Genomic DNA, 10,952 nt, shown 5'->3' with positions numbered 1-10,952 from the left:
AAGATCGAGCCCGGCGGCGACCTTCCCGCCCCTCCCAAAGGACTTGACGAGCATGACCTCTTCCACCCCCGCCAGCGCCCTCGACGCCGCAGGACTGGCCCGCTACATCGACCACACCCTGCTCAAGCCCGAGGCCACCCAGGCCGACGTGGCGGCCCTCATCGCGGAGGCCGTGGAGCTCGGCGCCTACTCCGTCTGCGTGTCGCCGTCGATGCTGCCGCTCACCCTGCCCGCGGATGCCGACCTCAAGATCGCCGTGGTGTGCGGGTTCCCGAGCGGCAAGCACGCCAGCGCGATCAAGGCCGCAGAGGCCGCACTGGCCGTCGCCCAGGGCACCGACGAGGTGGACATGGTCATCGACATCGGAGCAGCCAAGGCCGGTCGGTTCGACCTCGTCGAGGCCGACATCAGCGCCGTGCGCGCAGAGATCCCCGCGCCCCTGGTGCTCAAGGTCATCATCGAATCCGCCGCCCTCACCGACGACGAGATCGTGGGCGCCTGCCGGGCGGCCGTCGCCGCCGGCGCCGACTTCGTCAAGACCTCCACGGGCTTCCACCCGGCCGGCGGAGCGACCGTGCACGCCGTGCGACTGATGGCCCACACCGTTGCCGGCGCCCTGGGCGTGAAGGCCTCCGGCGGGGTGCGCAGCAATGCCGACGCCCTCGCCATGATCGACGCGGGCGCCACGCGACTGGGTGTCTCGGGCACGAGGGCCGTGCTCTCCGGCGCAGCCGTCGCCGCCCCGGCCAACCCCGCGGCTTACTAGGCGCCGCCCGAGCTGCCCTGGCGGGCTTTTCGCACCCGTTGCGGACAACTGCACCCGGCGTTCCGGGTGCACGTGTCCGTAGCGGGTGGAGTTGCCGCCAGGGACGGCGGCTCGGTTCAGCGCTACAGCGCGATGATGGTGTGCACTGGCGTGTCGCCGATGCGGCTGCGGCCGTCGAGGTCCGCCAGCTCGAGCACCACGCCCACACCCACCATGGTGTAGCCGGCGCGCTCGACCAGTCGTGCCGTCGCCGCGACGGTGCCGCCCGTTGCGAGCACATCGTCCACGATGAGCACCCGGGTGCCGGCGGGCAGCTGGCCTACCTCGAGCTCGAGCCGGGCAGAACCGTACTCCAGGTCGTACTCCTCGGCCAGGACCGTGCCGGGCAGCTTGCCGCCCTTCCGCACGGCGAGCACGGCGCATCCGGCGGCGTAGCCGATGCCGGCCGCGAGCAGGAAGCCGCGGGCCTCGATCCCGGCGACGGCGTCGAACTGGCCCCGATAGCGCTCGGTCAGCTCGTCGATGATGGCCCGGAACGCCACGGCATCCGCGAAGACCGGGTTGAGATCGCGGAACAGGATGCCGGGAAGCGGGAAGTCGGGGTAGGAGGCGAGGAGGGTGTGCACGTGCTGGGCTGCGGGAACAATCACGTCCTCCAGGGTACCGTCGCGGTCACGGCCGCCGCGGCGCCCCCGGTAGGCCGGAGGTCCCGGCAGCCGCCTCTTCGTCGTTCGTCGGCTCCTTCGGCTCGGGCGGTTCATCCATGGCCCCGCTGAGCTCGTCGAGGAAACTCACCACCGCGAGCTGCTCCGACTGACTGAGTTTCTCTGCGGCGGCGAGCATACGCTGATGCGCCGACCCGAGAGCCCGGCGTACCTCCTCGTGCGCGGCGCCGGTGGCGTGCAGCACCTGTGCCCGGCGATCGCTCGGGTGCGGTTCCCGGCGCAACCGGCCGGCGGCCTCGAGACGGGTGAGCAGTTTGGCCGTGGCGGCGGTGGAGATCCCCAGATGCCGGGTCAGGTCCTTGGGCCCGATGGGTTCGCCGCGCTCCTCCGCCGCGATCAGGTGCCGCACGGCGACGAGGTCGGTATCGTGCATGTCCATACCCGTCCGCGCCCGGTTGCGCATGGCGAGATCGGCTGCCCGGAACCGCCGGACGGCGCGTAGGACGTCCACGGCGCTCAAGGGAGCGCCGCCGGAGGCCGGGTACCAGAAGCCGCCCGAACGGTCGGCTTCAGCTTGCCCGGCAGGTTGGGCGTCGGTGGGCATAGGCACCATGCTAGCCTCGAATATCGCTAACTCGGTTAGGTAATTTTTTCGGGTATCTTGGCTGCACGAGAGGGAGTGCCGTGATGCACACAGCAGAAAACACCATGGACCGGGTAGACGACTGGGTCGTTCTGCTCGACGAGGATGGCCTCGAGATCGGCACCGCGCCCAAGAGCAGTGTGCACGGCGCCGATACATCGTTGCACCTGGCATTCTCCTGCTACGTCTTCAACGAGCGTGGCGAGGTCCTGCTCACCCGCAGGGCATTGGGCAAGAAGACCTGGCCCGGCGTCTGGACGAACTCCTTCTGCGGCCACCCGGCTCCGGCCGAGACCCTTACCGACGCCGTACACCGCCGCGCCGACTTCGAGCTCGGTCTGCGGATCGAGAACATCGAGCTCGCCCTCCCGCTGTTCCGCTACCGTGCCACCGACAGCAGCGGAATCGTCGAGAACGAGGTGTGCCCGGTTTATCTCGCCCGCGCCGTGGGCGACCTGACGGCCAACGCGGACGAGGTGATGGAGTTCACCTGGACCGACCCTGAGGTGCTGCGGCGCTCCGTCCTGGCCAGCCCCTTCGCCTTCAGCCCCTGGATGGTCCTGCAGATGCGTGAATTGGAGAACTTCGGTGCATGAGATCGCGACGCTGGGCGTCGAGACCGAACTGCACCGCTTCTTCGCGGCCGCGCGGCTGCGTGCCAGTGACTACGGCGAGCACTACGTGGCGCTCTGGGACGCCCTCGATCTGGCCAGCCGTGGCGGCAAGCGGGTACGCCCGGCACTGGTTCTGGCCGCGTACGACGGTTTCGGCGGCACCGATCACACCCTGTCCACCCCCGTGGCGGTCAGCTTCGAGCTGCTGCACACCGCGTTCCTGATCCACGACGACGTGATCGACCGTGACCTCTCCCGCCGCGGCATGGCCAACATCGCCGGACGGTTCACCGAGCGCGCCATCGCGCACGGTGCGGGCACCGGTCAGGCCGAGGCCTGGGCAGCCACCGCCGCCATCCTGGCCGGTGACCTGGCCCTGAGCGAGGCCCACCGCGCCCTCGCCCTGCTCCCGGTGGAGACCACCGTGCGCGCCCGCCTGCTCGACCTCCTCGACCGGGCCGTGTTCGTGTCGGCCGCGGGCGAGCTGGCAGATGTGACCAACACGGTCAGCCGGGTGCCGCTCACCATCGATCAGGTCATCGCCACACTCGAGCACAAGACGGCGATCTACTCGTTCGAGGCACCGTTGCAGGCCGGCGCCGTGCTGGCCGGCGCACCAGAGGAAGCCATCGACGCCCTCGGCCGGTTCGGTCGTCTGATCGGCGTGGCCTTCCAGCTCACCGACGACCTGCTCGGTGTGTTCGGCGACCCGGACACCACCGGAAAGAGCGTGCTCGCCGACCTGCGGGAGGGCAAGCAGACCGCCCTGATCGCGCACGCCGGCGCCACCGACCGGTGGCCGCTGATCGCGCCGTTCCTGGGCAAAGACGATCTGACCGAACCCGAGGCAGAGTCCGTTCGCACGCATCTGCGCGAGTGCGGAGCCCTCGAAACCACGGATGCGCTGGCCCGCGAATACGCCGGCCGCGCCGTGGAGGCCCTTGCCGTGCCGCTGATGCCCGAAGACCTGCGCACCACCCTGACCCAGCTGGCGCGCAGCGCCGTGACCCGCCGCAAATGAGCCGCGACACCGCGGGGACCCGCACCAGCGCCCTGCCCACCACTCTCGGTACCTACAATGCCGCCGCCCTCGCCAGTTCCGCCACGGTGATCGGGCACTACTCGACGTCGTTCGGACTCGCCGCCCGCCTCCTGGCGCCCGGTGTGCGCGAGGATGTGCGCACCATCTACGCTCTCGTGCGGATCGCCGACGAGATCGTCGACGGCGCCGCCGCCGAGGCCGGCATCGACTTGGCCGGCCAGCGCGAGCTGCTGGACGACCTGGAGCAGGAGACCGAGCGCGCCATGACCCGGGGCTTCAGCACCAACCTGGTGGTGCACGCTTTCGCCCTCACCGCCCGCCGCGTGGGGATCGAGCCCGCACTCACCCGCCCGTTCTTCGCGTCGATGCGCCGCGACCTCGACCCGGCGCCCTTCACGGCCGCAAGCGTCGCGGAGTACATCTACGGCTCGGCGGAGGTCGTGGGGCTGATGTGCCTGCAGAGCTTCCTGCAGGACTCCCCCCGCACCCCCGCTGAGCGGGCCGAGCTGGTCCACGGTGCCCGCAGCCTCGGCGCGGCCTTCCAGAAGGTCAACTTCCTCCGCGATCTGGCCGCCGACCGCGATGCGCTCGGCCGGAACTACTTCCCCGGAATCGACCTGGCCCGGCTCACCGACCCGCAGAAAGACCTCCTGCTCGACGACATGGACGCCGACCTCGAGGCCGCCGAGCGGGTCCTTCCGCTGCTGCCGACCGGCAGCCGACGCGCCGTGACGGCCGCACACCACCTGTTCGCCAGGCTGTCTGCGAGACTGCGGGAGACCCCCGCCCACGAATTGATGAGCACCCGCGTGCGAGTGCCGGATCCGGAGAAACTGATGATCGCCCTGTCGTCCTCGCTCGGCCCGCAGGCGTGGCGCCGATGAGCCGCCCGACAACACCCATCCGCACCGTCGTGATCGGCGGCGGCATCGCCGGGCTGGCCAGCGCCGCCCTGCTGGCCAAGGAGGGCCACGAGGTCACGCTTCTCGAGGCGCACGACACCCTCGGCGGCCGGGCCGGGTTCTGGGAGGCCGACGGGTTCAGGTTCGAGACCGGGCCGTCGTGGTACCTCATGCCGCAGGTGTTCGAGCACTTCTACCGCCTGATGGGCACGAGCGCGGCCGAACAGCTCGAGCTCACCCGCCTCGACCCCGGCTACCGGGTCTACTTCGAGTCCGACGCCGAGCCCGTGGACGTGCGCGCCGACCGCGCCGACAACATTCGGCTCTTCGAGAGCCTCGAGCCCGGCGCCGGCGCCCGGTTGGAGACTTATCTCGCCTCGGCGCGGGAGACGTACGACATGGCCGTCGACAGGTTCCTGTACACCAGCTTCGCCTCGTTCAAGCCCCTGCTGGTGCGCGATGTGCTCTCCCGGATGGGTCGGCTCGGCCGACTGCTGCTGCAGCCCCTGGACAGGTTCGTGGCCGGCTACTTCCGCGACCCCCGGATCCGGCAGATCCTCGGCTACCCCGCCGTGTTCCTCGGCTCCTCGCCCGACCGCACCCCGTCCATGTACCACCTGATGAGCCACCTCGACCTCGCCGACGGCGTGCTGTACCCGCAGGGCGGTTTCACCCGCCTGATCGACAGCATCGCCGACCTCGCCCGCGCCCAGGGCGTCACGATCGAGACCGGCGCCCGGGTCCAAGCCATCCGTTCGGGCGCCACCCCGGCCGGCCGTTCTGCCAAGGCCGCCGTGGAGGGCGTGCGCTACACCACTGCGGCCGGAGCGACCGTGACGCTGGATGCCGACATCGTCGTCTCCGCCGCCGACCTGCACCACACCGAGACCGAGCTCGTGGAGCCGGCCAAGCAGACCTACCCCGAGCGCTGGTGGCAGAAGCGCACCTCCGGGCCCGGCGCGGTGCTCGTTCTGCTCGGTGTGACGGGTGACCTGCCCAAGCTCACCCACCACACCCTGTTCTTCACGAAAGACTGGGCCGACAACTTCGACCGCATCTTCGGTCAAGAGACCTCGGTGCCGAACCCGGCGTCGTTCTACGCCTGCATGCCCAGCGCGACCGATCCCGGGGTCGCCCCGGACGGTGCGAGCAACCTGTTCCTGCTCATCCCCGTGCCCGCCGACACCGGCCTCGGCCACGGCGGTGTCAACGGCGCCGGCTCCGACACGGTCGAGGGCATCGCGGACGCCGCGATCGGCCAGCTCGCCGAGTGGGCCGGTATCCCCGACCTGGCCGAACGCATCGTGGTGCGTCGCACGATCGGCCCGGCCGACTTCGCCGACGACCTCAACTCCTGGAAGGGCGGGGCCCTGGGCCCGGCGCACACGCTCAAGCAGAGCGCGTTCTTCCGCGGCACCAATGTGTCACGGCACATCGACGGCCTGTACTACGCCGGCGGCAGCACCATCCCGGGCATCGGTCTGCCGATGTGCCTGATCAGCGCCGAGATCCTGCTCAAGCGCATCCGCGGTGACGTGAGCACAGGTCCGCTACCCGAGCCCCTGCCGAGCGGTCCGGCCGGCGCCAGGGTGCGGTGACACCTCGATGCCGGGTGTGCTGTACCTGCTGGCCCTGCTCGTCTCACTGACCGGCATGGTCGTGCTCGACCGGCGGTTCGGGCTGTTCTTCTGGCGCGCGCCCGTAGCGGCGGCCGCCGTTCTGGCTATCGGGGTTGGCTTCTTCCTGGCCTGGGACCTCTGGGGCATCGGCGCCGGCATCTTCTACCGCGGCGAGACCGACTTCATGACCGGGCTGCAGCTGGCGCCCGAGCTGCCCGTCGAGGAGTTCTTCTTCCTGACCTTCCTCTGCTACCTGTTCATGAACGCGCTGCAGGGCGTGCGGATGCTGCTGGAGACGAGGCGCACCGCGTGACCTACACCCTGCTCAATATCCTGTTCCTCGGCCTGGCCGCCATCGTGGCCGCCGTGGCGTTCCTGCGCCGGCCGGGGTACCGCCGAATGGTCCCGGCGGCGGGACTCGCCCTGGTGGCCGTGCTCCTGCTGACCGCGGTGTTCGATAACATCATGATCGGAGTGGGACTGGTCGACTACGACCCGGCCCTGATCTCCGGATTCTTCGTGGGGATCGCTCCCCTGGAGGACTTCGCCTATCCCGTGGCGGCGGCGCTCCTGCTGCCCGCGGTCTGGTCGCTGCTCGGCGGTGACTCCCGGCGGAGCTCGAGGGGCCGGGGTCCGTCACGATCGGAAGGCAGACAATGACCGAATCGGCACCCCGACCACGACCGGCGACGGGCCTCGGCCACACCGCACGCCAGGTGCTGCTCTCGTCGCGCCCGCTCAGTTGGATCAACACGGCGTTTCCCTTCGCGGCCGCCTATATCGTCAGCACCGGACGGGTCGACGCCCTGCTCGTGGTGGGCACCCTGTTCTTCCTCATTCCGTACAACCTGCTCATGTACGGCATCAACGACGTCTTCGACTACGAGTCCGACCTGCGCAATCCCCGGAAGGGCGGCGTCGAGGGAGCCATGCTCGACCGGAGCATGCACCGCACGGTGCTGGTCTCCGGCGTAGCCACGGCCCTGCCGGTGCTGCTCGCCATGGTGCTGCTCGCCGGCGTGAACCCCTGGTCGTGGGTCGTGCTGGCGCTCAGCCTGTTCGCGGTGGTGGCCTACTCGGCCCCCGGCCTGCGGTTCAAGGAACGCCCGGTGCTGGACTCGGTGACCTCGAGCATCCACTTCGTCAGCCCGGCGGTGTACGGCCTCGCCGTGGCCGGCGCCCTGATCACCCCCGACCTCGTGGCGCTGCTCACGGCGTTCTTCTTCTGGGGTATCGCCAGCCACGCGTTCGGCGCCGTGCAGGATGTCGAACCCGACCGCCAGGGTGGCATCAGCTCGATCGCCACGGCGTTCGGCGCTGCCCAGACCGTGCGCCTGGCGATCGGTTTCTGGGTGCTGGCGGGCCTGTTGATGCTCGTGACGGATTGGCCGGGGCCCCTCGCCGCACTGCTCGTGATCCCCTACGTGCTCGCCGCGTGGCCGTACCGGTCGATCAGCGACGCCGATTCCGAACGGGCCAACAACGGCTGGAAGCGGTTCCTCCGATTGAACTTCTTCACGGGGTTCCTGGTGACCATGTTGCTGATCGTCTGGGTCGTGGTGCGCTGAGCCGGCGTCGTCCTGCGGCCGCCGCCGCCGCGTAGAGTCGAGGCATGGAACTGCAGAGCGCCCGCGTCGACAGCTGGGCCTGGGCGGTGCGGATGTACAAGACCCGCTCCCAGGCCACCGCGGCCTGCCGGGCCGGGCACGTGCGGGTGAACGGCGAGCGGGCCAAGTCCGCTCAGGCGGTCAAACCGGGCGACGAGGTGCGCATCAGGTCCAATGGGTTCGACCGGGTGCTCGTGGTGTCGCGGATCATCGTCAAGCGCGTGGGGCCGAGCGTGGCCGCGGAGTGCTTCGTGGACAACACCCCGCCGCCGCCGCCCCGCGAGGAGGTGGCCCTGGTGCCGATGCGCGACCGGGGCGCCGGCCGGCCCACCAAGCGCGAGCGCCGGGACATCGAGGAGCTGCGCGGCTACTGACCGCTAGCCTGCGGCGGTGCGGACGGGGAGGCCGAGGGCGGCCCCTGGGGAGGCAGGGTCACCGGCGGCACCAGCACGCCGGCCTCTGTGCGCACCCACCACACCTGCCCGGCACGGCGCTCGGCCGGGGTGCTGAACCGGTAGCGGAACACCCGCGCCCGCACGAAGCGCGGCGGCGCTCCCGGGAACGGGTTGCCGGCCAGAAGGCGCAGGGTGGCCCGATCTCCCTGCAGCAGTCGGGCCAGGAAGACTTCGAACCAGCCAGTGTCACGGGCGCCAAGGGCCAGGAACCACATCAGCCAGTCCAACCGCAGGTGGTACGGGGCGAACTGCCCGGGTACCCGGCCGATTGCGCCTGGCTTGCCACGGAACTCGTAGGCCAGCCACCCGTCCTCGGTGCGGGGATCCTCGTTCGCGCTGCCCTCGACCACCACCTCGAAGCGTTCCTTGGTGACCGTGCCGAAGGCCCCATAGGCGTTCACCAGGTGGAAAGGGTTGAAGCTCGCGTTCATGAGCTGCCGCCGCCGGAACAGGTTGCGGGCCGGCCAGTAACTGAGCACCAGCAGCAGGGTCGTCACGGCCAGCACCACCACGACGAACCACTGGGGCTGCTCCCCCTGCGCCTCCAACGGTGCCGGCTCCCGCAGGGCCGGCACGACCCATCCGCCGAGCCAGCGGAACGACGCGTCGTTGATCGCGGAGGCGGCCAGAACTATCGTGATCCAGTTCAACCAGGCGAAATTGCCCGTGAGCACCAGCCAGAGCTGGCTGAGCACGATGATGCCCGCGGCGACAGACGCCACGGGCTGCGGAGCGAAGAGCAGGAACGGCAACACCAGCTGAACGGCGTGGTTGGCCAACACCTCGCCGCGGTGGAACCACCGGGGCAGGTGGTGCACGAACCAGCTGACCGGATTGGGCATCGGCTGGGTCTCGTGGTGGTAGAACAGCGCGGTGAGGTCCCGCCACTCCCGGCCGCCGCGGATCTTGATCAGTCCGGCGCCGAACTCGAGCCGGAACACCAGCCAGCGCAGGAAGAGCAGGATCGGCAGCGGTGTGGCCACGGCATCGGAGCCGAGGAACGCGACGATGAAGCCCGCCTCGACCAGGAGGCTCTCCCAGCCGAAGGCGTAAAACGTCTGCCCCACGTTGACGATGGAGAGGTAGGCCCCGAAGAGCACCAGGAAGACGAGCATCGGCAGCCAGGCCGGACCGGCCTGCGGCAGGCCGAGGAGCACCGACGCGGCCAGCAGGACGCACCCCGAGGCGACCAGGCGCAGCAACCTGTCTGAATACCGCCACTGGAACAGGCTGGGCGCCCGGCGCATGCTCACCACCTGGGTGAACCGGCGGACGGGCAGCAGGCCGTTGTCGCCCAACAAAGCCGGGAACTGGGCGAGCGCGGAAACGAAGGCGATCAGGAAGATCGCGGCGATCCCCCGTTGCAGCACCTCGCGGGCGATGTCGTAGTCGCCGGTCCCGAACCACTCCATGGTGCTGCCCACCCTAGGCGCACCCGCGTTGCCCGACAAGGAGACCCTTGACGTCATCGGCTAAACCGGTATAGTTTGACTCTAAACCGGTTCAGCACAGCAGTCCGCCGAACCGGGAACGCCATCAACGAGGAGGCTCCGCATGGATTCCCACCCGGATTCCAGCACACCCGCTGCGTCAGCGTCGAAGGACGCGGCCAAGGTGACCATCGCCGACGTCGCCCGTCAGGCCGGGGTCAGCAAGGGGCTGGTGTCGTTCGCCCTCAACGACCGACCGGGAGTCTCCGCCGAGACGCGGGCCCGTATCCTCTCCGTCGCCGGCCGGCTCGGCTGGACGCCGTCGCTCCGGGCCCGGTCGCTCTCCTCGCAGCGGTCGTTCGCCCTGGGCCTGGTCATCGCCAGGGACCCCGAGGTCCTCGGCTCCGACCCCTTCTTCACCTCCTTCATCGCCGGCGTCGAAACCATCCTGGCCCCGGAAGGGCTGGCCCTCGTCCTCAGCGTCGTTCCCGATGAGAAGACCGAGCTGGCCACCTACCGCACCCTCGTCGCCGACGGCCGGGTCGACGGCGTCTTCGTCAGCGACCTCCGCCGGGACGATGCGCGCATCCCCTGCCTGACCGAGCTCGCCCTGCCGACCGTGACCCTGGGCCGGCCGGACCAGCCGAGCCCGTTTCCCGCGGTGTCCATCGACGACACCCAGGGCATCGCCGAGTCCGTTCGGCATCTCAGCTCCCTCGGCCACCGCCGCATCGCCCATGTCGCCGGCAGCCCGGCCATGCTGCACGGGAGTCGGCGGCGGGATGCGTTCACGCAGGCCATGAAGGCCGCCGGGCTCGGCCAGGGGCAGGTCGTCGAAACTGACTTCTCGATCGCGGCCGGCGCGGATGCCACTCGGCGGCTGCTGAGCCAGAGTGAACGGCCCACCGCCATCGTCTTCGCCAACGACCCGATGGCCATTGCCGGCATCGGTGTCGCCCAGGAGCTCGGCGTGCGGGTCCCCGACGACCTGTCCATCACCGGCTTCGACGACATCGAGTTCGCCCGGTATGTCTACCCGGCCCTGACCACCGTCGGCGCCACCCCCATGGTCTGGGGCCGAGCCGCGGCGAGCACGCTTCTCGGGCTGATCCGCACCGGCAGCGCCGAGGATGTCGAGCTGCCCGCTGCCCGCCTGATCGTGCGGGGATCGGCATCCGCCCCACCGTCCTACTAGGGACGTGTCCCGCC

The 10,952-nt window shown here is 70.1% G+C and carries 13 protein-coding genes; 10 read left to right on the top strand and 3 right to left on the bottom strand.

The window, feature by feature from the left end; all coding sequences use genetic code 11:
• Positions 1–52: 52 nt before the first annotated feature.
• Entirely contained in the window at positions 53–766 is a 714-nt protein-coding gene (gene deoC, locus KY500_RS05860) for a deoxyribose-phosphate aldolase (RefSeq protein WP_219902730.1), read from the top strand.
• Positions 767–888: 122 nt separating this feature from the next.
• Here deoC and KY500_RS05855 read toward each other — a convergent pair whose 3' ends face one another.
• Both KY500_RS05855 and KY500_RS05850 read right to left on the bottom strand, forming a co-directional pair.
• On the bottom strand, positions 889–1,416 hold the full coding sequence (locus KY500_RS05855) for an adenine phosphoribosyltransferase (protein ID WP_255579830.1): 528 nt from the start codon (positions 1,414–1,416) through the stop codon (positions 889–891).
• A 22-nt stretch (positions 1,417–1,438) separates the two neighbouring features.
• Entirely contained in the window at positions 1,439–2,035 is a 597-nt protein-coding gene (locus tag KY500_RS05850) for a MarR family winged helix-turn-helix transcriptional regulator (RefSeq protein WP_219902728.1), read from the bottom strand.
• Between the two features lie 83 nt (positions 2,036–2,118).
• Between KY500_RS05850 and idi the strand changes: the two genes are divergently transcribed.
• From idi to KY500_RS05810, 8 genes are read left to right on the top strand one after another with little or no spacing between them, the layout of a single operon-like run.
• Positions 2,119–2,670, top strand: coding sequence for an isopentenyl-diphosphate Delta-isomerase (gene idi, locus KY500_RS05845; RefSeq protein ID WP_370626898.1), 552 nt, complete (start codon positions 2,119–2,121; stop codon positions 2,668–2,670).
• The gene (locus KY500_RS05840; RefSeq protein ID WP_219902727.1) at positions 2,663–3,709 is read left to right on the top strand and encodes a polyprenyl synthetase family protein; all 1,047 of its coding nucleotides are present in this window, start codon (positions 2,663–2,665) and stop codon (positions 3,707–3,709) included. Before idi ends, KY500_RS05840 begins: the two co-directional genes overlap by 8 nt.
• Complete coding sequence (locus tag KY500_RS05835; protein ID WP_219902726.1) at positions 3,706–4,614, top strand: squalene/phytoene synthase family protein; 909 nt, start codon at positions 3,706–3,708, stop codon at positions 4,612–4,614. Before KY500_RS05840 ends, KY500_RS05835 begins: the two co-directional genes overlap by 4 nt.
• Positions 4,611–6,230, top strand: a complete 1,620-nt coding sequence (gene crtI / locus KY500_RS05830; RefSeq protein WP_219902725.1) for a phytoene desaturase family protein — start codon at positions 4,611–4,613, stop codon at positions 6,228–6,230. Before KY500_RS05835 ends, crtI begins: the two co-directional genes overlap by 4 nt.
• 7 nt (positions 6,231–6,237) lie before the next feature.
• Positions 6,238–6,564: a lycopene cyclase domain-containing protein gene (locus KY500_RS05825; protein WP_219902724.1), complete on the top strand. Its 327-nt coding sequence runs from the start codon at positions 6,238–6,240 to the stop codon at positions 6,562–6,564.
• The gene (locus KY500_RS05820) at positions 6,561–6,911 is read left to right on the top strand and encodes a lycopene cyclase domain-containing protein (protein ID WP_219902723.1); all 351 of its coding nucleotides are present in this window, start codon (positions 6,561–6,563) and stop codon (positions 6,909–6,911) included. The genes KY500_RS05825 and KY500_RS05820 overlap by 4 nt, the downstream gene beginning before the upstream one ends.
• Complete coding sequence (locus KY500_RS05815; RefSeq protein ID WP_219902722.1) at positions 6,908–7,819, top strand: prenyltransferase; 912 nt, start codon at positions 6,908–6,910, stop codon at positions 7,817–7,819. Before KY500_RS05820 ends, KY500_RS05815 begins: the two co-directional genes overlap by 4 nt.
• Before the next feature lie 44 nt (positions 7,820–7,863).
• Positions 7,864–8,232 (top strand): RNA-binding S4 domain-containing protein, encoded by a 369-nt coding sequence (locus tag KY500_RS05810; RefSeq protein WP_219902721.1) that lies wholly within the window; start codon positions 7,864–7,866, stop codon positions 8,230–8,232.
• On the opposite strand, the gene KY500_RS05805 is transcribed toward KY500_RS05810, so the two are convergent.
• The gene (locus KY500_RS05805) at positions 8,226–9,725 is read right to left on the bottom strand and encodes a lipase maturation factor family protein (RefSeq protein WP_219902720.1); all 1,500 of its coding nucleotides are present in this window, start codon (positions 9,723–9,725) and stop codon (positions 8,226–8,228) included. The two genes, KY500_RS05810 and KY500_RS05805, sit on opposite strands and share 7 nt — an antisense overlap.
• Before the next feature lie 142 nt (positions 9,726–9,867).
• On the opposite strand from KY500_RS05805, the gene KY500_RS05800 reads away from it, so the two are divergent.
• A complete protein-coding gene (locus tag KY500_RS05800; protein ID WP_219902719.1) occupies positions 9,868–10,938 on the top strand; it encodes a LacI family DNA-binding transcriptional regulator in 1,071 nt (356 codons plus the stop codon).
• Positions 10,939–10,952 lie beyond the last annotated feature (14 nt).

The organism is Cryobacterium sp. PAMC25264, assembly GCF_019443325.1.
Lineage (GTDB): Bacteria > Actinomycetota > Actinomycetes > Actinomycetales > Microbacteriaceae > Cryobacterium.
The sequence above is the reverse complement of the archived record's forward strand: the minus strand, read 5'-3'. Positions and strand labels throughout refer to the sequence as shown.